Annotated in this window: 19 protein-coding genes and 1 pseudogene; 13 read left to right on the forward strand and 7 right to left on the reverse strand. The window is 67.1% G+C overall.

The window, feature by feature from the left end:
• The first annotated feature begins 158 nt into the window (after positions 1-158).
• On the forward strand, positions 159-425 hold the full coding sequence (locus ACTXPP_RS11655; protein WP_443342265.1) for a helix-turn-helix domain-containing protein: 267 nt from the start codon (positions 159-161) through the stop codon (positions 423-425).
• Here ACTXPP_RS11655 and ACTXPP_RS11660 read toward each other — a convergent pair.
• Positions 426-1,618 (reverse strand): IS3 family transposase gene (locus tag ACTXPP_RS11660; RefSeq protein WP_443342226.1). Its coding sequence is split into 2 segments (ribosomal slippage): positions 426-1,331 and positions 1,334-1,618, totalling 1,191 coding nucleotides; the frame shifts between segments, so codons are not numbered across the junction.
• Positions 1,619-1,732: 114 nt separating this feature from the next.
• Between ACTXPP_RS11660 and ACTXPP_RS11665 the strand changes: the two genes are divergently transcribed.
• From ACTXPP_RS11665 to ACTXPP_RS11705, 9 genes are all read left to right on the forward strand, one after another.
• A complete protein-coding gene (locus ACTXPP_RS11665; protein WP_443342228.1) occupies positions 1,733-2,413 on the forward strand; it encodes a hypothetical protein in 681 nt (226 codons plus the stop codon).
• A 652-nt stretch (positions 2,414-3,065) separates the two neighbouring features.
• Complete coding sequence (locus ACTXPP_RS11670; RefSeq protein ID WP_301520801.1) at positions 3,066-3,983, forward strand: esterase/lipase family protein; 918 nt, start codon at positions 3,066-3,068, stop codon at positions 3,981-3,983.
• Between the two features lie 88 nt (positions 3,984-4,071).
• On the forward strand, positions 4,072-4,848 hold the full coding sequence (locus ACTXPP_RS11675; RefSeq protein WP_301520802.1) for an SDR family oxidoreductase: 777 nt from the start codon (positions 4,072-4,074) through the stop codon (positions 4,846-4,848).
• Positions 4,849-4,925: 77 nt separating this feature from the next.
• A complete protein-coding gene (locus ACTXPP_RS11680) occupies positions 4,926-6,152 on the forward strand; it encodes a hypothetical protein (protein ID WP_443342230.1) in 1,227 nt (408 codons plus the stop codon).
• Between the two features lie 87 nt (positions 6,153-6,239).
• Positions 6,240-7,169 carry an ABC transporter ATP-binding protein gene (locus ACTXPP_RS11685; RefSeq protein ID WP_443342232.1) on the forward strand — a complete coding sequence of 310 codons (930 nt, stop codon included), beginning with the start codon at positions 6,240-6,242 and terminating at the stop codon, positions 7,167-7,169.
• The gene (locus ACTXPP_RS11690) at positions 7,166-8,002 is read left to right on the forward strand and encodes an ABC transporter permease (RefSeq protein WP_301498397.1); all 837 of its coding nucleotides are present in this window, start codon (positions 7,166-7,168) and stop codon (positions 8,000-8,002) included. The genes ACTXPP_RS11685 and ACTXPP_RS11690 overlap by 4 nt, the downstream gene beginning before the upstream one ends.
• The gene (locus ACTXPP_RS11695) at positions 7,999-9,216 is read left to right on the forward strand and encodes a sensor histidine kinase (protein ID WP_301520804.1); all 1,218 of its coding nucleotides are present in this window, start codon (positions 7,999-8,001) and stop codon (positions 9,214-9,216) included. Before ACTXPP_RS11690 ends, ACTXPP_RS11695 begins: the two co-directional genes overlap by 4 nt.
• Positions 9,213-9,818, forward strand: a complete 606-nt coding sequence (locus tag ACTXPP_RS11700) for a response regulator transcription factor (protein WP_443342235.1) — start codon at positions 9,213-9,215, stop codon at positions 9,816-9,818. The genes ACTXPP_RS11695 and ACTXPP_RS11700 overlap by 4 nt, the downstream gene beginning before the upstream one ends.
• Before the next feature lie 148 nt (positions 9,819-9,966).
• The gene (locus ACTXPP_RS11705; RefSeq protein ID WP_301524677.1) at positions 9,967-10,521 is read left to right on the forward strand and encodes a DUF421 domain-containing protein; all 555 of its coding nucleotides are present in this window, start codon (positions 9,967-9,969) and stop codon (positions 10,519-10,521) included.
• Positions 10,522-10,545: 24 nt separating this feature from the next.
• On the opposite strand, the gene ACTXPP_RS11710 is transcribed toward ACTXPP_RS11705, so the two are convergent.
• From ACTXPP_RS11710 to ACTXPP_RS11725, 4 genes are all read right to left on the reverse strand, one after another.
• Entirely contained in the window at positions 10,546-11,820 is a 1,275-nt protein-coding gene (locus ACTXPP_RS11710; RefSeq protein WP_443342237.1) for an MFS transporter, read from the reverse strand.
• Positions 11,821-12,019: 199 nt separating this feature from the next.
• Positions 12,020-12,616 (reverse strand): hypothetical protein, encoded by a 597-nt coding sequence (locus ACTXPP_RS11715; RefSeq protein ID WP_443342239.1) that lies wholly within the window; start codon positions 12,614-12,616, stop codon positions 12,020-12,022.
• Between the two features lie 123 nt (positions 12,617-12,739).
• A complete protein-coding gene (locus ACTXPP_RS11720) occupies positions 12,740-13,714 on the reverse strand; it encodes a Cof-type HAD-IIB family hydrolase (RefSeq protein ID WP_443342241.1) in 975 nt (324 codons plus the stop codon).
• Positions 13,715-13,748: 34 nt separating this feature from the next.
• The gene (locus ACTXPP_RS11725) at positions 13,749-14,723 is read right to left on the reverse strand and encodes a LysR family transcriptional regulator (RefSeq protein WP_301496747.1); all 975 of its coding nucleotides are present in this window, start codon (positions 14,721-14,723) and stop codon (positions 13,749-13,751) included.
• A 66-nt stretch (positions 14,724-14,789) separates the two neighbouring features.
• On the opposite strand from ACTXPP_RS11725, the gene ACTXPP_RS11730 reads away from it, so the two are divergent.
• Complete coding sequence (locus ACTXPP_RS11730; RefSeq protein WP_443342243.1) at positions 14,790-15,827, forward strand: EamA family transporter; 1,038 nt, start codon at positions 14,790-14,792, stop codon at positions 15,825-15,827.
• A gap of 761 nt (positions 15,828-16,588) precedes the next feature.
• On the opposite strand, the pseudogene ACTXPP_RS11735 reads toward ACTXPP_RS11730, so the two are convergent.
• A pseudogene (locus ACTXPP_RS11735) lies at positions 16,589-17,455 on the reverse strand (flavin-containing monooxygenase); the annotation flags it as partial.
• A gap of 199 nt (positions 17,456-17,654) precedes the next feature.
• On the opposite strand from ACTXPP_RS11735, the gene ACTXPP_RS11740 reads away from it, so the two are divergent.
• Positions 17,655-18,677: a hypothetical protein gene (locus tag ACTXPP_RS11740; protein ID WP_301496750.1), complete on the forward strand. Its 1,023-nt coding sequence runs from the start codon at positions 17,655-17,657 to the stop codon at positions 18,675-18,677.
• Positions 18,678-19,069: 392 nt separating this feature from the next.
• On the opposite strand, the gene ACTXPP_RS11745 is transcribed toward ACTXPP_RS11740, so the two are convergent.
• The gene (locus ACTXPP_RS11745) at positions 19,070-20,659 is read right to left on the reverse strand and encodes a hypothetical protein (RefSeq protein ID WP_443342245.1); all 1,590 of its coding nucleotides are present in this window, start codon (positions 20,657-20,659) and stop codon (positions 19,070-19,072) included.
• A gap of 208 nt (positions 20,660-20,867) precedes the next feature.
• On the opposite strand from ACTXPP_RS11745, the gene ACTXPP_RS11750 reads away from it, so the two are divergent.
• On the forward strand, positions 20,868-21,401 hold the full coding sequence (locus ACTXPP_RS11750) for a peptidylprolyl isomerase (protein WP_301520336.1): 534 nt from the start codon (positions 20,868-20,870) through the stop codon (positions 21,399-21,401).
• Positions 21,402-21,406 lie beyond the last annotated feature (5 nt).

The raw sequence follows: 21,406 nt of genomic DNA on the forward strand, positions 1-21,406 counted from the left end.
GTGTGGATCGTCGGCGGCCGGGGCCTTCAGTCGTTTCTGGGGGAGGTTGTCGGGGAAGCTTCGTCGGAGGAGGCCTTCGTTCGGTCCTCGTGGGGAGGTTCGCGCCCGGGAGTGCTTGTCCGGGCGACGACCGCGGTGTTCCGGAGTTGGCAGCCTCGGTGCATGTGTCCGCACGCGGTATCGAGCTGGCATTCCGCGCAGAGACAGGAATGACCCTGAGACGTTGGTGGCGGGTGGTCCGCATGCAGGTGGCTGAACGCTTGCTCACGACGTCGACCACGGTGGACACGGTTGCCCAGCGGGTGGGTTGCTCCAGCACGAACGCGTTCCGGCGGGCGTTCTTCGATCACCACGAGTTTCCCCGGGGGTATACGTGGGCCGTCGGCACGGGGGGGACTGCTGCACGGTTAGGTGACAGCGGTTAGTCAGGCCGCGAGGGCCAGTGGTGTGTTCATCTTGGTTTCGAATTCGATGGGCGTCAATCGGCCGAGTCCTGCTTGCCGGCGACGCCGGTGGTAGGTCCGTTCGATCCAGGTCACGATCGCGATGCGTAGCTGCTCTCGGCTGCCCCATCTGCGGCGGTCGAGGACGTTCTTCTGCAGCAGGGCGAAAAAGCTCTCCATCGCCGCGTTATCACCGCAGGAAGCCACCCGTCCCATGGAGCCGACCAGCCCGTGGCGGGTTAGTCGGCGCCGGAATTTGCGGGATCTGAACTGCGATCCGCGGTCGCTGTGAACGATGCATCCTGCGGTGTTCTCGCGCATCGCGAGAGCATTCTTGAGCGCACGCACGGCGAGACTGGACTTCATCCGGGAGTCGATCGAGTAGCCGACGATCCGGTTCGAGAACGCGTCCTTGATCGCGCAGAGATAGAGCTTGCCTTCATTCGTGTGGTGCTCGGTGATATCGGTCAGCCAGAGCTGGTTCGGCGCCTGGGCGGTGAACTCATGTCGGGCGCGGCCGTCCTCGTCCGTGACGAGGCAGTGATCATCATGAACCGCAGGCCCGGGCTTTTTGCCGTTCTTGCCGCGTTTCTTCCCGAACACACTCCACCACCCATTAGCTGAGGCGATCTTCCATGCGGTTCGGTCGGCCATGACCTCGCCGGCGTCACGGGCCTCGTCAGCCAGCAGGCGGTGCCCAAACTCGGTGTCATCACGATGAGCGTCAAACAGGGCATTCGCCCGATATGCCTCGATCAGCTCGGCTTCGGTGATCGGGGTGTCTAACCACCGGTAATACGGCTGGCGGGCGAGCTTGAGGACCCGGCACGTCACCGTCACGGGGACCCCGTCACTGGCGAGCTCTTTCACGAGCGGGTACATCATTTTCCCGGCAAGTTCGCCTGCGACAAATACGCTGCAGCCCGACGCAGGACCTCGTTCTCCTGCTCCAGAAGCCGGTTGCGCTTGCGTAGCTCCCGCAACTCGGCAGACTCCGTACTGGACTGTCCTGGCTTGATGCCTTCGTCGATATCAGCTTGGCGGAGCCACTTCTGCAAGGTCATCGGATGGATCCCGAAGTCCTGCGCGATCTGCTCGAGCGAGACACCGGACTCGCGATTCCGCGCGATGCGGACCACATCAGCACGGAACTCTTTCGGGTAAGGCTTAGGCACAGCAACATCCTTCCAGACCCACCCCGTCGGGGTAAGTCAGATCAGATGTCACCTAACCGTGCAGCAGTCCCGGGAAAGGTGAATGAGGTTTACTCGGCGTGGTACAAGAGATACATGATCCGTATGCCCCGGCACGCCAGCCCACCGTCCCGTCGCATGGCAGCAGCGGCGGGAGTGACGGTGATTGCCCTGGCGCTACCTGGCTGTTCGGACGACGAGGACGTGCCGTCGGTTACCGCGGTGGAGGTCAGTGCCGCACAGGGGGAGGGGGATCCGCTCCGCTTCGACACTGATGACATCGCTGAGCTGCTGCGCGCCCAGCCTGGCGAGTTGGATGCGGTCGCGGACGCTGAGGAGATCGTCGAACGGCTTCTCGTCCAGTTCGGGACGATTGAGGACGATGATGATGACGAGAGCAGTGCCGGGGGCGCCGGGGACGATGAAGGTCGCCCCGAACGCCCTGAACAGCCCGGCATGATGGTCGATGCAGGGGCGGACAGTGACGAGGTGTTCCGGGAACTCCTGAATCTGGCTGCGGCTGATTTCCGGGATTATCAGCGACACATTGATTCATCCGGTGACAGTTCGGACGATGCCCCCGACCGGGCTAATGCGCTCGAGGAGGGGCGTTCGCTTGCTGCTGAGGAGCAGGAGAATCTGATGGCGATCGCCGATAGCGTCGCCGAACACGCGGATGAGGATGCGATCAATGCAGTGCGTCTGCGCAGCGACATCAATGGTCGCGGCGTGGAGATCCGTGGGTACCTGTACCGGGCGATGACCGATCAGCCGTAGTGAACATTGTCCACGTACATGCGATGGTGGATTCATGACGTTTGTGGTCGAACCTTGTCTGCCCGCCCTGTCCGCTATGTGTCCGCGATGGCGGCGGTGACGGTCGCCGCGGTTGTTCTGGCGAGTTGTTCCGATAATGGTGACGGGCAGGACGTCCCGACGGTGAGTCCAAGATTGATGGCGCGGTCGATGCGGTGAGTGATTTTGTGGGGACGCTGCTGGTATTGAGGGCGCGCGGGTGGGATTACGGTCGTACGGCAAGGTCTCCGGTGAGGTGTCGCTGGTGACCAGATCTTCGAGTCCTTCGTCGATCTGCAGATCGCTGGAATCCGGGCGCAGCTGGGGGCGAACGAGGAGTGGCCGGTACCCGCCCGGGCGCTCGCCGGGTCGCTTGCAGGGCCACCCCTTGAGCATATCTCCCGATGTGCACATATGAGTGATACAGGTCACTGTACGGTCATGGTTACGTTGCGTAAAAACACAGAAGCTCCGTTGCGGCCGTTCTCGGCGGCCTGGCACTTGTGGTGGGGTTGCCGTTCCGACGGCGGCGACTCAGTCGGCCGGGTCTGCCAGCCCGGACGGTTCCACCGGCGCGTCCGACAACCCGAACTTCATCGACACTTTCGCAGAGAGTTTCCTCGACCCCACCAAGATGCCCGACGGCGTCAACGACTGGAACTGTGAGCTCCAGGACGACCGGGACACGGTCGTCCTGATCCACGGCACCTGGGAGAAGGCCTACGACAACTGGGCGGCGGTCGCGCCGGCGCTCGCCGCCGACGGGCACTGTGTCTACGCGACGAACCACGGCAAGGGCGACATTCTCAACAAGGGCGGGGTCGGCACCCTGTTGCCCAATGCATTCGGTACCGAGGACATCGCCGACTCCGGTGCGGAGATCGCCACCTTCGTCGACCGGGTCCTCGCCGCCACTGGCGCGGAGCAGGTTGACCTCGTCGGACACTCACAGGGTGGTCTGCTCGCCCGTCAGTACCTGAAGTTCAACGGTGGCGCGGCGAAGACCGACCATGTCGTGACCCTCGGGGCCACGAACCACGGCACCACGATGTCCGGCATCGGCAACCTCGACCGGTTCATCGGGCAGCTGGGTCTCAACCTGGACCCCATCCTGGATCACGTCGTCGGCGAGGCCGGCATCCAGCAGCTCTACGGCTCGCCGCTGCTGAAGCGGCTCAATGCTGACGGTGACACCGTGCCGGGGGTCGACTACACCGCCGTCGCCACCAAGTATGACGAGGTCACCACCCCTTACCACTCCACTTTCCTGGAGGCAGAAGAGGGATCGACCGTCAACAACGTCACCGTGCAGGACGGCTGCGCCGCCGACAATTCCGACCACATCTCCATGTCGTACTCCCCGCGGGTCATCGACATCGTCCGGGATGCCCTGGTGCCGGGCAGCGCGCCGGACGGTGAGAAGGCCTGCACCCCGAACTCGCCCATCATGGGTGCCGGGACGGTGGAGCCCACCGAGTTCCTGACCGGGCCCTTCGGGTGGTTGTCGGAGAACATGCACCCCTTGCCGGAGAACGCCGTGCCGGGATCCTGATCTGCGAAGACTCAGTGAACGAGGTTTTCTGATATGAATATTACGGTTTAAGTAACGGTACCCGTTCCGGCATTGTAGGTTGGCGTGCATGGCAAACAAGAAGAGCATTTTCATCTCCGGTGGCGCGGCCGGAATCGGTCGCGAGGTCGCACTTAAGTTCCGTGACAAGGGCTGGATCGTCGGTGCCTATGACATCGATGAAGCCAACCTGGCGAAGCTGAAGGAAGACTACCCGGATATCATCACCGGACACCTCGACGTCACCGACTACCAGAGCTGGGAGTCTGCCCTCGCAGACTTCACCTCCCACACCGGCGGCAAGCTGAACGTGCTGGACAACAACGCCGGCATCATCGGCGACCTGGACATCGCCGAGCAGCCTGCCGGGCTGATCGCCAAGACCATCGAGATCAACTGCACCGGTGTCACTTTCGGCGCAAAGGCCGCCTACCCCTACCTCAAGGTCACCAAGGGCGCTCACATGATCTCGATGGGTTCTGCCTCGGGTATCTACGGCCAGCCGCACATCACCCCCTACTCCGCCTCCAAGTTCTACGTCCACGGTTTCACCCAGGCCATGAGCCTGGAGTGGCGCAAGGACGACATCCGCGTCGTCAACCTCATGCCGCTGTGGGTCAAGACCCCGCTGGCCGACGTCGAGGCCGCTTCCACCAAGCGTCTCGGTGTGCGGATCGACACCGACGAGGTCGCCGCCGCCGTCTGGAAGTCCGTGAACCCGAAGGGCTGGCTCGAGCGCCAGCGCCAGGACTACTCCGTGTCCCTGCCGGACCTGGCCCTGCGCTGGTCGGCACGTTTCGCCCCGGCCCCGGTCGTCCGCCAGGTCAACAAGCTCATCGCCGGCTAGATCTGGCGAGAACTGTGGTTGAGTGCCGCCACGTGCGCGCGCGCACCGTGCACCTGGCTTGAGGTAGCCTCGCCACCATGACACCCGACACCCTGCTGGCCGGCCCGCGGGGGCGTCGGGTGCTCCTGGAATTCGTGCTGCTCAGTGAGGAGGCGGCAGCAGAAGCGCGCCGTCCCGCTGAAAAACTGCTGCCGCTGCGCAGCGCCGTGGTCAAGGCCGCCCACCATCTCGGTGAGCAGACCGGCATGGTCTACATGTCCTTCTCTTCGTCCGCAGGCTCGGGGCATACCGACGGTGACGACACCACCGACCTGACCGACATCTCCAATGGCTCCTACGGTCGCGACTATCCGGAGGTCATGCCGCCGGACGTGGTCGCCCGCCTGATCCGGGCCACACCGTTGGCAGAACCAACACCGGATCTGCTCGACGCTGCGTTGGACATCTCTGTCGGCGCCGCCATGTATTGGCAGCCGCCGCACGGGGAGGACGTCCTGGCGTCCTCCCCGGTTGTGGTCGCAGCGCTGAAGGACGCTGCGGAGGTCGTTGCCGCGTCCCCGCATGTCCGCTGGTGGGATGCTCCGGTCGCCTCGGATGCGCTGGACGACCAGTGGACCGTGTCCTGGTCGGATCAGCCCGGCAGCCCCGCCACCGGCATCTCGGTGTGCCCGGCCCAGCATCGGGGGAGCAATGAGTGGTGGTCGTTCCCGTCCGCCCGTCCTGGCAGCGCCAGCGACACCGACGTGAAGTTGCTCTCCTCCACCCGTCGCATGAGCGACGGGTCCCGGTGTGCCCCGGTCGGACTGGTGCTGGTCGAAGATGTCTTCCGCGACGAAGCGTGGGTCCGTAAGCTGCACGTGCCGGAGCCCACTGAGCGCCACGACCCCACGGCCCCCGCGGACACCGCCAAGATCCCCCAGATCCCCCAGAGCCCCGAGATCACCGAGATCACCGAGATCACCGGTCCCGACGACTGGGCTGACCTGTGCCGACGTTTCCCCCTGTACGTCACCGCTGCGGTAGAACGTGAGTGGGCGGAGACGACCGGTCTTCATTCCCCCGGCCAGCGCTGGGTGATGCCCGACTGGGCTGCGATCTCGCGCCACTACGACGGGGTGCACCTCACTGTCGCCTGCCATCTCGCCGCAGCAACCCGGGCCATCTTCCTGGATGACCGCACCGCCAGCGTCATCGCCGGCTGGGACCCGGACAGGACCTACTGGTTCGCTCCCGTTCGGGAGGACGCGACGGCCACCCGGTGGGCGCGCGACGACGAGCGGCGCTGGCGCAGCACGGCGTCCTGACGTCCTGCACCACCCATGACTCCTGTCACGCCCAGGTCGTGACGGCGCCCCCTGGCCAATTCGGTGTGACCGGGGTGGAATGGAGTCATGAGAGCTTCACCCGCAGAAACCACACCGGCCATCGCCGCGACTGGGTTGTGCAAGTCCTTCCGCGGCTCCGCCGGCAAACCCGTCCACGCGCTGCGCGATGTCACGGTACAGATCGGTACCGGTGAGATCGTCGCCCTGCTCGGCCCCAACGGTGCTGGAAAGACCACCCTGATCGACCTGGTCCTCGGGCTGACCAAACCCACCGAGGGCACGGTCTCCGTGTTGGGGACATCGCCACGCCAGGCCATCAACAGTCAACGCATCGGCGCGGTCATGCAGACCGGCGGCCTGCTGCCGGATGTCTCCGTCGAGGGCACCATCAAGATGATCGCCTCGACCCTGACCGACCCGCTGCCGATCGACGAGGTCCTGGAACGCGCCGACCTGACTGATCTGCGAAAACGTCGAGTTTCCCGCTGTTCCGGCGGTGAGCAGCAACGGCTGCGCTTCGCCCTGGCGTTGCTCGGGGACCCGGACGTCCTGATCCTCGACGAGCCGACCACCGGCATGGACGCCACCGCCCGGCACGACTTCTGGGACACCATGCGCGGCCAGGCGGAGCTCGGCACCACCATCATCTTCGCCACGCACTACCTGGAGGAGGCGCAGAACTTCGCCCAGCGGATCGTCCTGCTGGACGGTGGCGGGGTCATCGCCGACGGCACCCCGGCCGAACTGCAGGCCATCGACAGCGACATCCGCGTGGAATACGACCTCGACGGCGAACACCATCAGGTCACCACCAAGGACTCAGCAGACTCGGACGACCTGGTCCGCGAGCTGTTGACCACCACCGACGCGAAGAATGTGCGCATCTCCGCGCACACCCTCGAGGACACCTTCATCCGGCTGACCCGCAAGAGCGGGTACGCCGGGGACGCTGGGAACACCGGAGATACCGGAGACACCGGGAGTGAGGAATCATGAGCACCGCCACGACACCCACCAACCCAAACACGCCCACCACGAACCGCGCCACGAACCGCTCGAGCGCCAGCACCACCGTGAGCTTCGCCCTGCACGACCTGCGGCGCCTGTCCCGCGACGGTGCGATGCTCTTCTTCTCCATGGTGTTGCCCGTCATCTTCTACCTGGTCTTCGGCCAGGCGATGGGCTTCGGCGATGAACCGGTCGGCCAGGGCAACGTGAAGGCCTCGATCATGATCGGGATGGCGCTGTACGCCGGCATCACCGGCGCGACCGCGGCTGCCGGCCAGGTCGTCGTCGAGGCCGAGACCGGCTGGGGACGCCAACTCGCCCTCACCCCGCTGACCGGCGGCCAGATCCTGGCGTCCCGGATGCTGGGCATCATCATCCGGGCCGTCCTGCCGGTCGCCGCGGTGTTCATCGTCGGCGCGGTCACCGGGGCGGACATGCCTGGCTCGGCATGGGTCATCGCGCTGGTCCTGTGCGTCGTCTGCTCCATCCCCTTCGGTTTCTACGGCATGATCTGGGCGCAGATCTGGCCCACCGAGACCGCCACCAGCATCGCCGGCACGTCCATCGTGATCCTGGCGTTCCTCGGTAACGTGTTCATGCCACTGCCGGAGACGATGTTGAACGTCGGACGCTTCAGCCCGCTCTACGGCGCGGCGTCCCTGGCCCGCTGGCCGCTGACCGAAGGCCAGCAGTCGGTGAGTTTCGGCGACGGATTCGTCGAGGACCCCCTGTGGTACGCCGTGGCGAACTTCATCGCCTGGACGCTACTGTTCATCGGCGTGGTACTCGTTCTGCACAACCGGGAGAAGGGACGCCAGTGAGCGAACCAGGCAGCACCAGCCGCGTTGGCCGATGCGCTGGCGGACGCGGCGGCGACACAGGTGCCAGCGGCACAACCACCGGCCGCGTCCGCCTGTGGGCCCGCTTCCGGGCGGACTTCAACGGCACCGACAGCCTGATGGCCTCCGTCTGGCTGGTGGTGCTGGTCTTCCCGGCGTTCCTACTGGTCATGTCGGATGCTTCACTGTTCCGCAAGATCACCGGGGTGGTCCTGCTCGTGGTGTTCTCCGTGACGTACTCCCTGGGCTTCGGCCTGGCGGAAACCTTCCCACGACGGATGACCATGCCCCAACGGGCCGGTTTCTGGTTCACCGTCCTGATTGTGGTGTCGGTACCGACGGTGCTGGTCATCGGGGTGTGGGCGGTGTTCCTGGTGCCCTTCTACGTCGCGGCGGTGTCCTTCACCCTGCCGATGATCTACAGCCTCCCGGCGGTGGTGACGATCATGCTGGGCTCCACCGGGCTGGTGTACCTGGCGGCACCGGACGCCGTGGTACCGACGATGGGGGCCACGGTCGCCAGCCCGATCATGATCTACCTCGTGGCCCTGGCGTCCCGACGCTCCGAGGAGAAGAGCCGGCTGTCCCACGAACTGTCCCTGTCGCACGAACGAGAGAGCATTGCCGTGGACGTCCACGACCTGCTCGGCCACTCGCTGACCGTGGTGACCCTGAAGTCGGAGGTCGCCACCCGCCTGGTCGACACCGACCCGGCGGCGGCGAAGGCCGAGCTGGAGCAGATCACCCGGATCTCGCGCACCGCCCTGGCCGAGGTGCGTTCCACGGTCACCCGGATGCGGAGGCCGGACCTGGACGGGGAGGTCGCTGCGGCGCGCCGGGCGTTGGACACTGCCGGGGTCATCGCCGTCCTGCCGGACGACACCTCGGTGGCGGGCACGAACTCGCACCTGTTCAGTTGGGTGATCCGGGAGGCGGTGACCAATGTGGTGCGCCATGCCGAGGCGTCCCGGTGCGAGGTGACGATGAGCGGCGACAGGGTGCGCGTCGTCGACGACGGGGTGGGATTTGAGGGAGCTGCCGGGGGCGCTGCCGATGGTGAGGGCCTGGCGGGCCTGCGCGCCCGGGTGGAGGACGCCGGTGGGACGCTGACCTTGAGCTCACGCACGGGTAGCGGCACCAGTGCCGGCGGCACCGGCACTACGCTGGTGGTCTCGATGACAGGAGAGAGCCCATGATCCGCGTACTCATCGCCGATGACCAGGACCTGGTCCGCGGTGCGCTGGCGGCCTTGCTCGGCACCGAAACCGACATCGAGGTCGTCGCGCAGGTAGGACGCGGCGATGAGGTCGTCGACGCCGTCCTCGCCCACCAGGTGGACGTCGCCCTGCTCGACATTGAGATGCCCGGCGCCAACGGTATCGAGGCGGCGGAGGCGCTGGTCGATGCCGGAGCGTCCTGCCGCTCGATGATCGTCACCACTTTCGGACGCCCCGGCTACCTGCGCAAAGCCCTGGCCGCGGGGGTCAGTGGGTTCCTGGTGAAGGACACCCCGCCGGCGCAGCTGGCTGAGGCGGTGCGGCGGGTGCACAAGGGGCTGCGTGTGGTCGACCCGGCGCTGGCCGAGGAGTCGCTGTTCACCCCGGACTCGCCGCTGACCGAGCGGGAGGTGGAGGTGTGCCGGGCAGCCCGGGGTGGGGCGGAGGTGAAGACCATCGCCGCGGCGGTGCATCTGTCACCGGGGACGGTGCGTAACCACCTGTCGTCGGTGATCGGCAAGACCGGGGCGTCCAACCGGTTTGAGGCGGTCAGTGTGGCCGAGCAGAACGGCTGGCTGTGACGGGTCGGCCGTGACCTGATTGCCGGGACCGGCTCCGGTCGGCGCCTGACACCGGCTCACCCTGACACAATGGCAGCCATGGCAACCACGGAGCCCATGGAATCCACGACCGCACTGGTACTCGCCAGCCCGCCGGGCGGCTGGGGGAGTGCCCTGGCGCATCCCGGTCGTCATCGTCTCCGCCATCGGCGTCTACCTGGCGTTCCTCGTACTGGTCAGACTGTTCGGTGCCCGGGTGCTCACCGCCTGGTCCACCTTCGACGCCGTGGTGATCATCATGTTCGGGGCCGTGGCAGGACGCGCCGTCCTGGGGCACCCGCCGACGCTCGCCGCCGGGCTGATCGGCCTGGTCACGCTGATGATCATGGAGGCGGTGTTCGGGCAGGCCCGGAAACTGCGGCAGCTGCGTGGGGCGGTGGCCTCGCCGCCGGAGGTCGTCATGGCACACGGGAAGGTGATTGAGCGAGCGCTGTCCAGACAGCATGTCACCGAGCTTGACCTGACCAGTGCGCTGCGTCGGGCGGGTGTCACTGATCCGGCGCAGGTGCGGTGCGTGATCGCCGAGCCGACCGGGGCGCTGTCGGTGCTGCGGGTCGGCGAGGACGGTGGGGACGGCGGGGGCGGTGAGGATATTGACCCGTGGCTGCTGCGTGGGGTGGTCGGTGCGCACCTGGTCATGCGACAGGACGGGAACTCCTCGTGAGGGGGGTTGTGGTTGTGCCGTCCCTTAGTAGGACTTCCCGCTGTTGCCACGGGCGGCGCGAGTCACCCGCACCACCGGCCACATCGACACCACGGTGATGACCGCCCCTGTGATGAACACCGCCGGATAGCCCACCACCGGTGCGATCAGGGCAATGACGAAGGGGATGAAGAAGCCCAGGTACGTTGCCGCGTAGAACACCGCGGTCAGCGCGCCGAGCTCGTGCGGGGCCTCCTCCTCGGCGATGCGCTGGACCTCCCGCAGTCCGGAGACCATCATGATGCCGTAGGCGGTGCCCAGCACCATGGCCGTCGGGATCAGCACCACCGGGGAGGCGGATTCTGCGATGACCACGCCCAGGATCATGCCGATCGTCGCCATGCCGAGGCCGTAGACCGCCGGGTGGATGCGTCCGGTCATGCGCAGGCGTCCTGCCCACGGTTGGACGAACGCTCCGGTCAGCATGGTGATCCCGGCGACCAGGCCGGTGAATGCCACGGGGTAGGACATGCCGTCGGTGACCAGCGGGGTGAGCACGGCGAAGCTGGTCGTGGCCACGCCGAACGCCCAGGGCGCCCACGCAGCCACGGACCACAGGAAGCGGGGGCTCAGGGCGGAGCGGGGGAACAGTGGCCGACGGGTCGGCGCGGTGTCGGCTGTGGCGCCGGACGCCGCACCGCCGGGGCGTCCGGCCTCCGGGGTGGCCCACACCAGCGGGGTGAGCAGCAGGACCATCACCAGGTGGATGATCAGCGCGGTGGTGTCCGGCCCTGGCAGCCACTCGGCGACCGGCCCCGACACCAGTGGGCCGACGCCGAAGCCGGCCGAGGTGGCGACCGTGGCGCGCCGGGCGGCCGTCCCGACGCTGGTCTCCACCGTCACCTCCTTCAGCCACGCCGCGCCCGCTGCGAGGACCAGGCCGACGGCGACACCGGTGAGCATGCGTCCCATACACAGCAGCACCGGGCCCGCGGCCGAGCCGATCCCCAGGTGGGCGGACAGGGTGACCAGCGTGCCGAGTGCGGAGAACAACAGGGCAGGACGCACCACTGCCCGGCGTCCGCGTCGGTCGGACATGGGTCCGCCGATCATCAGGGCGGGGATCAGTCCGAGGACGTAGATGGCGAGCACGAAGTTCACCGGCGCACTGCCGAGGGCGTGCGTCTCACGCATGACCGGCAGCAGCGGGGCGAAGAGGTTCGCCCCGAAGGAGACGGTGAACATGCCCAGGGTGATGGTCACCCAGGCCGGCAGGGGCGTTCCAGCCCGGGGCGTTCCATAAGGATCTGGTAGTGCCATGAGTCACACTGTGCCACTGACTGTGGTGCTCACGACCGGGTGGGGTCGGCGCCGGGGGTGGTCGGATCATCGCACCTTGTCGGACTATCGCACCTCGCCGCCGAGGGGAGTCGGCGGATCCTTACATACTTCCAGGTCAGAGAAGTGCATCTATCGATAGAAGCGACGCGCAGGTGCGATAGTCCGACTCAAGGGCGTCCTACTGGACGACCACCAGGCCCGTCTTGGAGGTTCCGCGGGCGCAGGCGTCCGACAGTCCCTTCAGGTCGGAGAGCGGCACGGACACGACGTCGAAGTCAGTCTCGTCGCCCACCTCGATGGGGTCGCCGTCCGCCAGCGTGACAGTGGGCTTCTCCTCCCGGGCGGAGAACTTCGTGTCCTCGGGGAAGACCAGCGGGCGCGGGCTGTTGTCTCCACCGCGGGCACCGATCTCCTTCAGCGCGAAGCACGATCCGGAGCCGACGACCAGGCGACCGTGGATGGTGTAGATCTGCTCCTCCTGCTCCTCGGAGGGGGAGTCACCGGTGGTCAGGCCCATGGGTCCGCTGCCTCGGGCCTGCACGGCGAAAGCACCTTCCGGGATCTCCTCGGTGGAGGACTCCGCGGCATCGCTCTCCGGCGCCCCGGATGGCTCGGACGTCTCGGTCGACTCCGATACCTCCGTGGTCTCACCGGCGTCCGTCGTTGCTGTCGAGTCTTCACTGCTGTCGCTGCAGGCAGTGAGGGTGAGCAGTCCCGCCGTCAGGACTGCGACTGCTGCTGTCGCAGGGCGTCGGGAAAGGAGTGTTGTGCGCATTATGTTCTCTCCACGTCTTCTAGAGTGCTCCCACCCAGGTTTACCAGGTTCGGATGCATGCTACCGCGCGGTGTGGTGGACCAGACAGATGAGCTGGCATTCGGGCGCCGGTCCCGGGCGCCGTCACACCCCCAGCATCCTCCGCAGCACGCGCACCACCCCGTCGTCGGTGTTCGCCGGGGCGGTGTAGTTCGCTGCGGCGGTGATGCCCGGATGCGCGTTGGCCATGGCGAAGGAGTAGTGGCCTTCGCCGATCATCTCCAGGTCGTTGAGGTAGTCGCCGAACACGGCGGTGCGCCCGGCGCCCACACCCAACTCGTCCTGCAACTGCCGCAGCGCGACACCCTTGTTCGCCCTGGGGTCCATGATGTCGATCCAGTTCGTGCCGGACAGCACCACGGAGAGTTCATCGTCGACCTCCGGTGCGACAGCGTCGGGGCCGGTGAACAGGTGGGACGCGGCGTCCTCCACGGAGTCGTAGACGAACAGCGCCACCTTCACGATGTCGACTGTGTCGCGTGTGCCGTCACTGCCGGCTGTCCCGTCCAGCACCGCATTCAGGTCCCTGACCTGCTCCAGGGAGTGGTAGTACTTCCTCGCCTGGGTGAGGAAGTCCGGGTCGTCGTTCTCGACGTAGGCGACGTCCGGCGTGCACAGCACCGTGGCGACCTGCCGTCCGGTGGCGTGCACCGTCCGGACCGCGCCGATCACGTCACGCACCGGCCCGGCCGGCAGGGCGGTGGTGGACACGATCTGCCCGTCGTGCACGACGACGGTGCCGTTCTCCGCGAGGTAGGTGCGCAGCGGTTCGGCGGACGCCGGGGCCTGGGTGTTGAACATCGAGCGCAGCGTGGCGTACTGCCGACCGGACGCCGGGACCACCACGATCCCGCGTTCCCGCAGCTCAGGAAGAAGTTCCCAGAAGCTGGAGGGGACTGTGCCGGCACCGTCGAGCAGGGTGCCGTCCATGTCGAGCACGACCAGGCCCAGGTCAACCGGGGTGGTGCCGTCCGGGTTCAGGTCGTTCCACGGTTGGGCGGACGGGGTACTGGAGGGGCTGGCGGAACTGGCGGAACTGGAGGAACTGGTGGTGTCCATGACAACCATCGTCGCATACCTTCCGCATACCCGGTTACAGCTCGTCGAGCTCCCCGGAGTCCGGGGACTCGCGCCGGGCGGCGGCCAGTAACGCTGCCCGGAACGCCCGCACACCCGGATGTGCGGCATAGCCCTCCCGTACCGCGGTGAACAGCCGCCGGTGCGGTGACCCGGGCATCGACAACGCCTGCGTGTCATCCAGGTACGGCCCGGCCAGCAGCGCGGGGATCATCGTCACCCCGTGCCCGGTGCGCGCCATGTGCGCCCGCAGGATCGGATCGGCGGTCTCGCAGGTCACCCGCGGTTCCACCCCGGCTTCCCGCAGGACGGCCCGCATCCACCTCCCACACGGCATCGACGCCGGTTCCAGCATCCACGGCGCATCCGCCAAGGCGCCGAGACCCCCGAGATCACCCAGGTCATCTGCCGGCAGCGCCCACCGCCCGGAGGCCGGCAGCACCAGCAGCATCGGGTCGGCGAAGAGCTCCTCGCGGTGCAGTCCGGGACGCACCGGTTCGGGCTGGCCGGGGAATTCGTCGCCGAGCATCAGGTCGAAGGAGTGGGCGATCACCCCGTCGAAGGCCTCACCGACCTCGCGGTGGTAGATCTCCACGTTCAGTTGCGGATGGCGACGGTTCACCATGCTCAGCGCGGTGGGCAGGATCGAGGCCATCGCCGACTGGAAGCTGGTCACCCGCAGCGTCCCGACTGCGCCACCGCCTCTACCGCCGGCGCCGGAGCCACCGGCCCGGGTGGCGGCGAGTTCTGATTCGGCGGAGTCGAGGATGTCGAGCACCTCGCCGGTTCGTTCCACCAGGCGCTGGGCGGCGTCGGTGAGTCGGACGCCGCGGCCGACGGTCTCCAGCAGCGGCACGCCAGCCTCTTTCTCCAGCTGACTGAGTTGGTGGGACACCGCGGAGGGGGAGTAGTGCAGCTCGCGGGCGACGGCGGCGAGTGTGCCGCGGTGATGCAGCTCACGTAGCAGGGTGAGCCGGCGAATGTTCAACATACTTCACCATTATTCGCCAGAATCCTGAGATAGACGAATCATTGGATAATGGCTGACAATGTGCCCATGACAACGGTTCGATCCTCTGCACTGGTCCTCATGTCCTGCGCATCCCTGCAGTTCGGCGCGGCCACCGCCATCGGCATGTTTGACGCGCTCGGCACCTGGGGCGTGACCTTCCTGCGCCTCACCGTCGCCGGCCTGCTGCTGATGATCCTCGCCCGCCCGGCGATCCGCGCCTGGGCACGCGGCGACTGGCGGGCGGTCGTGTTGCTCGCGGTGACGATGGCCGGGATGAACGGCTTCTTCTACGCCTCGCTGGAACACATCCCGATGAGCGTGGCGGTCGCCGTCGAGTTCACCGGCCCGCTGATCTTCTCCGCGCTGACCTCGCGCCGTCGCGGTGATCTAGTGTGGGTCGCGTTGGCCACCGCCGGCATGGTGGTGTTGGCGGCCGAAGCGATGTCCGGACGCGCCGACATCGCTCTCGAGGGCATCGTCCTCGCCCTGATCGCCGGCGGTTTCTGGGTCGGCTACATCGTCTGCTCGGCCGCCCTCGGTGCGCGCATGTCCGGCACCGGCGGCCTGGCGGTGTCGATGGTCATCGGCGGGCTTCTGCTCGCCCCCTTCGGAGGATCCGCACTCAGCGGGGTGGCCCTGGACCCGTGGCTGGTGGTGCCGATCGTGGTCACCGCCCTGTTGGGGTCGGTGATCCCGTACTCCCTGGAGATGGCTGCGCTGCGTCGTCTGCCGGGGGCGGTGTTCAGCGTGCTGCTCAGCCTGGAGCCGGCGTTCGCCGCCGCAGCCGGCTACATCCTCCTCGGACAAGAGGTCACCGGAATGCGGGTGGTCACTATCGCGCTGGTGATCGGCGCCTCGGCAGGCATCACCTGGTCGGCGCACACCGCCGCGTCCAGGTTCATTCCGGACGACGGGGCGTCCTACATCGACGCGGACACCGACGACCCGGCAGAGTCGGCAGAGTCGGCAGAGTCGGCGGCAGCGACCTCGGCGGCCTCGCGGGCCGACGCCACCGCGTCATCGCCGAAAGTCATCTCGTCGGTCACAGCGCCACGCGACAATTCCGGCCATTCCCGCAGGTAGTCCTGGCGGTAGATCCACGGCGACCGGTCGCCCTGGCGCGGGGTGATGTGCTCACCACGCTTGATGTAGCCGGCCTCGAACTCCAGCAGGGGCTTGCGGGTCACGTCCGACCCCGGGTTCACCGGGGCGGCGAGCTGCTCGCCATTGTTGATGTTGTGGTGCCACAGGCGGGCGACGTAGCGGGCGGTCAGATCCACACGGGTGGTCCACGACTGGTTCAGGTAGCCGACCGTGAAGCTCAGGTTCGGCATGCCGGAGACCAGCACACCGCGGTAGGCCACCAGCTTCGAGGGGTCGACCTTGGTGCCGTCGACCGCCATCTCCGCGCCGCCGAACAGCTGCAGCTGCAAACCCGTCGCCGAGACGATGACGTCCGCCTCCAGCACCTGGCCGTCGTTGAGACGGATACCCTCCGGGACGATCCGGTCGATGGTGCCGGTGACGACCTTGGCACCGTCGTTCTTGATCGCCGAGAAGATGTCGCCGCCCGGGGCCTTGCACACGCGCTGGTCCCACGGCTTGTACGGCGGGGTGAAGTCCTTCCTGACCTGCGAAGGCTTCAGCCAGAACAGTTGCAGGCCCTGGACGTACCCGGCGAAGACCGGCGGGGTGAGCTTCGCGGTGTACCACTGCACCATGTCGCGCAGGATGTGGTTGGCGCGCGAGACCTTGTGGGTCAGCTTGCTGTTGCGGTCACCGGGCAGCAGGGTGCCCCAGATGGTCTTGATGGTGTCCACGGTCGGCACCGCGGCGACCCAGGACGGGGTGCGCTGCAGCATGGTGGTGTCCACACCGGCCTTCGCCAGCGCGGGCAGCACGGTGATGGCAGTGGCACCGGAACCGATGATGACGACCTTCTTGCCCTCCAGGTCACCGCCGTGCTCGTCCGGGTGCCACTTCTGGGCGTGGACCAGGGTGCCGGTGAAGTCCTCCTGGCCGTCGTAATGGGGCAGGAAGCCGTCGCGGTGGTCGTAGTAGCCGCAGGCCAGGTGCAGACGGCGGGTGCGGATGGTGGTCCCCACGCGCGCGTCGTCGGTGGCGTCCGGACGGTCGTCGGGGCCGTGGTTCCACGCCTTGACGGTGACGACCTCCCAGTGCGGGCCGTGCTCGTCGACGGCCGGGCCGCTGGTGACGAAGTTCATCGACTTCATCCAGGTGCTGAACTGGATGCGCTGCAGGAAGCCGTCCTCGTTCGCGGCGTCGCGCAGGTACTCCTTGATGTGGCCACCGTCGCCGAGGGTGCCCTTGTGCGGCCAGGGCTTGTACGGCAGCGCGAAGCTGGTCATGTCCGAGTCGGAGCGGATGCCGGGGTAGGTGAAGGTGTTCCAGGTGCCACCGATGTCGTCGTTGGAGTCGATCATGGTCCAGTTCCAGCCGGGGAACTCGTTGACCACGTGGTGGGCCATGTCGACTCCGGCGATGCCGGCGCCGACGATCAGCAGGTCAAGTGGCTCGTTCGACGCCTGCGGTGCCTGTGGTGTTTCGGAGATGTGGGTCATGGAATATAAGTTACAGGTACAAAAATGAAACGTCTGCGGGTTGGAAAACTCCGCGGTTGGGGAACTCCGTGGACGGGGCGGGCCCGCGTTCGCGCCTGCTCGTGGCCACCGTTGCCTCCGCACTGTCATCCATCACACCCCCGTCGATTCCCGTATGGTGAGACGTGCAGGTCAGGGTGATTTCGTGGGGCCGTCCGCAAGGATGGAGGTGTGATCGATTCGGCCGAGGCGGGCACACCGCTGCCCGTCGCCCGATCGTCCGCTGTCGCCGATCACCACCGCGCCCTCCTCCGGGGGTCCGCGCCCGCCTGCCCTAGACTTGACGGCCATGGCACTGACCTTGAGTTTCGACGGACCGGACGCCGACCGCGCCACCGCCATCCACCAGGCCCTGACCTCGACCTCGCCCGACGGAGTCAGCCAGGAGATGGTCGACCAACTGCTGGAGGTCGCCGCCGGGTGCAGCGACCGCGCCCTGGCCGACTCGGCGTCCAACGCCTACCTCCTGGCACCGGTGGTGGCGGACGCCGGCCTGTCCGTGCGGCTCGTCGTCCCCGAGGGTGAGGACTCCTGGCTGACGATCGAGCTGCCCGAGGAGCTGCGCGCCGAAGTCGAGCGCGTCCCGGCGGTCCAGCTCGCCGGACTGTGGGTCCAGGCGCTCGCCGCGCTGCGCCGACTCGGGCCCTACGCCACCTCCGAGATGGAGCAACTGGTGATGCTGTGCACCGCGGCGGCGACGATCAGCGTGCTCGAGGGCGAGATCGCCGTGGACACCGGTCAGGACGACCCGGCCGACCGGTCCAACCGTGGCGCCCGGGCGGTCATCGCCGAGGCTTCGGACGGGACCGGTGCTGCCGGTGCTGAAGCCTCAGACGCTGCTGGCGCGGCAGTCGGGGGTGGCGGTCAGAACCTGCTGCAGCAGATCCGGGCGTCCTGGCGGAATCACGGCGAACTCGACATCGACCGCGAGCTCATCGACGTCCTGTTCTCCCTGGCGACCCAGACCTTGCAGGCGGCGATCTCCGCCCACGGCGATGAGGCCCTGTTGCTGCCGCTCGGGGTCGACGAGCCGAGTGTGACCACCGGATTCACCACCCTGGCCGAGATGGAGACCACGGCGACATCGCGGACCACGGCGGTCGTGCCGACTGATCCGGAGGCCCCGGGACGCCTGCAGTCGATCATCGGTGGCAATGCGAACCTGTCCAATGCCCTGTGGCAGGACATTCTCATCACCGCCGCTGCGCATCTCCGGGGTACCGGGGAGGTGCCCCGCGAGACACTGGACACCGTGCTCGAGGCGACTGCGGACTGCCTGGCCGCCGCGGAGATCGTCGGCCACTCCGGGTAGTCGGCACGGGACGAGGGGCCGGGGACAGCGGGCGGGGAGGAAACCCGGCGAGTAGGTGCCCGACCGACTTGTGGGTCGGGCGTGGGGCGCAGGTGGGGCGGGTGGCATCGTGAATGGTCGCCTGGTCAGTGTAAATGGCCAAGAATCCGCCCCAGGGTGGCCGTTCCCACTGACCAGGCGACCAGTTGCGATGCCACACAGCCTGACACGGACGGCAGTCAACGACAGCGGCCCCATGACCACCACGGATGTGGGGTCAAGGGGCCGGAAATCACGCCTGGAGTTCGGGTCCGAGCCGGTGCCTTGAGCGACCCAAGCGAACTCGGGGAAGTCTGCTCAGGCCATCCGAGCGAACCTCGGGGCTGGGAGAACACCCAGGCGGGGGTGAGGTACTAGAGGCGGTGCTTGCCGCCGTCCTCGTCCTCGCCGGAGTCAGCAGTCGGAGCGCCCGGAGCGCCCGGAGCGCCGGGGGCACCGGGAGCGCCCGGGGCGGCAGGCTTGGAGCCCTCAGCCTTCTCAGCGGCCCCGTCGGCAGCCTCGTCGACCTTCTCGTCGACGGCCTCAGCGGCGTCGGAAGCAGTCTCGTCGGCGTCCTCAGCCTTGTCTGCGACGACCTCGGCGGCGTCCTCAGCCTTCTCCTCGACCTTGTCGGCGGCACCGGTGGCGGGGGTGCCGTTGGCGCGCGGGGTCTTGGCCGGAGCCGGGGCAGCGCCGGTCGACTTGGCCTTCTGGGCGACGAACGCCACGGCGGCGGCGATGATCGCCAGCAGCAGGATGTTGCGTCCGGTGTGCTTCTTCTTGTTGTCGGCCTTGGCCGCCTTCTTCAGCTCCTTGGCGCGCACCTTCTCGGCATTCTTCGAGGCCTTCTTGCTGATCTTGCGCTGCGAGGCCGAGAGCTGCTTGCTGGCGGTATTCGCGTTCTTCTGCGCGAGCTTCTTGGCCTTCTTGGCCTGCTTGCCGGCCTTCTTCTTCGCCTTGCCGCCCTCCTTGACTGCTGCCTCGGAGGTCTCAGAGACGACGTCTGACGCCTGCGACCAGGCGCTCTCCAGGGACTTGCGGGCGGAGTCGCTGGTCTTGCGGGCCTTCTTCTTGGCGGCCTTGATCTCCTTGGCGTGGTCCTTCTCGAACTTCTTCGCCTTCTTCTTGGCAGCCTCGGTGCCGGTCGATGCCAGGGCGGCACCCTGGCGGCCCAGCTTGTCGGCCTGGTCGCGGGCGCTGTCCAGGGCGTCGCCGACGGCGTCGGACTCCAGGAATGCGGAGCCGCGCTCCTGGGCCTGGCTGAGCAGGTCACCACTGGTGGTGGCGGCGGTGCGGCCCCACCGGGTCACGGTGTCGGCGAGGTTGGAGTCCGGCGCGGTGCGGACGGACTCGGCCAGGTCACCGGCGCGGGACTCTGCGGCGGAGGTGACGGCGGCGACGCGACGCTGGACGAGCTCGGCGGCGCTCTCGTCCTTGTTGGCGGCCTTCTTGGCGACCTTGTGCTGACGCTTCAGGGCCTTGGCCTGGGCCTTGTCGGCCTTCGCGCGACGACGGTCGGCCTTGGAACCGACCTTGTCAGCCTTCTTCGTGGCCTTCTCGGCCTTCTTGCTCAGCTTCTCGGCCTTGCCGTCCTTCAGGGTGTCCAGGGTGGACTCGGCGTCCTGGACGGCCTGGTCGAGACCCTGAGTGGAATCGATGCTCTGGGTGGTGTTGCTCACCGTGGTTCCTTTCGTCGCGTTGTTCTTGTGGTCGTTCTTACCGGACGGCCCGGACGCAGGTGCTGCCGCCAGTGCGTTCTCGTTGAGGATCTTCTCGACGATCAGCCGCTGGTGACCGGGTGCGGACGCCAGGATGCGGGAACGCTCCTCGGCGGGAAGCGGCTGGGTGCGCAGAGCGGAGAGAATCGAGAACTGCCGCTGCTTGGCCTGCTTCTTCCGCGCCTTGGACAGGTTCGAGATCTGCTTGGCGGCGCTCAACGCAGTCCCTGCGGGATTGAGTTCCATCGCGTGGTGCTCCTCGTGATCACTGCGCTGCACAACAACGCTGGCGTGTCGGGTAGGTGGTCAGTTGTTCGGAAATGACGTGTGCTTTCGCTTTGGTCGTAATTCCACGATAACCAAATATGCCGTCGAGGGTGGGCTGAAACGGTTGAACGGGTGGAGTGTGCCGTCCGCGACATTGTTGTCCGGGGCGTCAGGTACCCTGGCTTCCATGACCGTTCAGAAGACCGCGACAGCAACGCTCCACACTAACTATGGCGACATCGCCATCGACCTCTTCGGCGACCACTCTCCGGCCACCGTGAACAACTTCGTCGGCCTCGCCACCGGCGACAAGGAGAAGGCCCCCTACACCACCGAGAACGCCGGTGGCACCACGGAGGGCCCGTTCTTCGACGGTGCGATCTTCCACCGCATCATCGACGGCTTCATGGTCCAGGGCGGCGACCCGTCCGGCACCGGCCGTGGTGGCCCCGGCTACGAGTTCAACAACGAGAACCACCCGGAGCTGCAGTTTGACCGTCCGTTCCTGGTCGCCATGGCCAACGCCGGCCGCGACACCAACGGCTCCCAGTTCTTCATCACCGTCGGTGCCCACCCGCACCTCAACGGCGGCTACACCATCTTCGGTGAGGTCACCGACAAGGAGTCCCAGAAGGTCGTCGCGAAGATCTCGCGCGTCTCCACCAACCGCATGGACCGCCCGGACGAGGACGTCGTCATCGAGTCCATCGACGTTGCCTGAGCCAG

Origin of the sequence: Candidatus Corynebacterium faecigallinarum (assembly GCF_052264515.1) — a bacterium.
In the GTDB taxonomy this organism is placed as follows: Bacteria; Actinomycetota; Actinomycetes; order Mycobacteriales; family Mycobacteriaceae; genus Corynebacterium; species Corynebacterium faecigallinarum.

Bases quoted from the DNA above. Each gene is read 5' to 3' on its own strand.
- ACTXPP_RS11675 (WP_301520802.1), top strand. From the start codon at position 4,072: ATGGCAAACAAGAAGAGCATTTTCATCTCCGGTGGCGCGGCCGGAATC.
- ACTXPP_RS11715 (WP_443342239.1), bottom strand. From the start codon at position 12,616: ATGCGCACAACACTCCTTTCCCGACGCCCTGCGACAGCAGCAGTCGCA.
- ACTXPP_RS11745 (WP_443342245.1), bottom strand. From the start codon at position 20,659: ATGGAACTCAATCCCGCAGGGACTGCGTTGAGCGCCGCCAAGCAGATC.
- ACTXPP_RS11665 (WP_443342228.1), top strand. From the start codon at position 1,733: ATGATCCGTATGCCCCGGCACGCCAGCCCACCGTCCCGTCGCATGGCA.
- ACTXPP_RS11685 (WP_443342232.1), top strand. From the start codon at position 6,240: ATGAGAGCTTCACCCGCAGAAACCACACCGGCCATCGCCGCGACTGGG.
- ACTXPP_RS11710 (WP_443342237.1), bottom strand. From the start codon at position 11,820: ATGGCACTACCAGATCCTTATGGAACGCCCCGGGCTGGAACGCCCCTG.
- ACTXPP_RS11690 (WP_301498397.1), top strand. From the start codon at position 7,166: ATGAGCACCGCCACGACACCCACCAACCCAAACACGCCCACCACGAAC.
- ACTXPP_RS11680 (WP_443342230.1), top strand. From the start codon at position 4,926: ATGACACCCGACACCCTGCTGGCCGGCCCGCGGGGGCGTCGGGTGCTC.
- ACTXPP_RS11750 (WP_301520336.1), top strand. From the start codon at position 20,868: ATGACCGTTCAGAAGACCGCGACAGCAACGCTCCACACTAACTATGGC.
- ACTXPP_RS11740 (WP_301496750.1), top strand. From the start codon at position 17,655: ATGGCACTGACCTTGAGTTTCGACGGACCGGACGCCGACCGCGCCACC.
- ACTXPP_RS11700 (WP_443342235.1), top strand. From the start codon at position 9,213: ATGATCCGCGTACTCATCGCCGATGACCAGGACCTGGTCCGCGGTGCG.
- ACTXPP_RS11720 (WP_443342241.1), bottom strand. From the start codon at position 13,714: ATGGACACCACCAGTTCCTCCAGTTCCGCCAGTTCCGCCAGCCCCTCC.
- ACTXPP_RS11670 (WP_301520801.1), top strand. From the start codon at position 3,066: ATGCCCGACGGCGTCAACGACTGGAACTGTGAGCTCCAGGACGACCGG.
- ACTXPP_RS11730 (WP_443342243.1), top strand. From the start codon at position 14,790: ATGACAACGGTTCGATCCTCTGCACTGGTCCTCATGTCCTGCGCATCC.
- ACTXPP_RS11725 (WP_301496747.1), bottom strand. From the start codon at position 14,723: ATGTTGAACATTCGCCGGCTCACCCTGCTACGTGAGCTGCATCACCGC.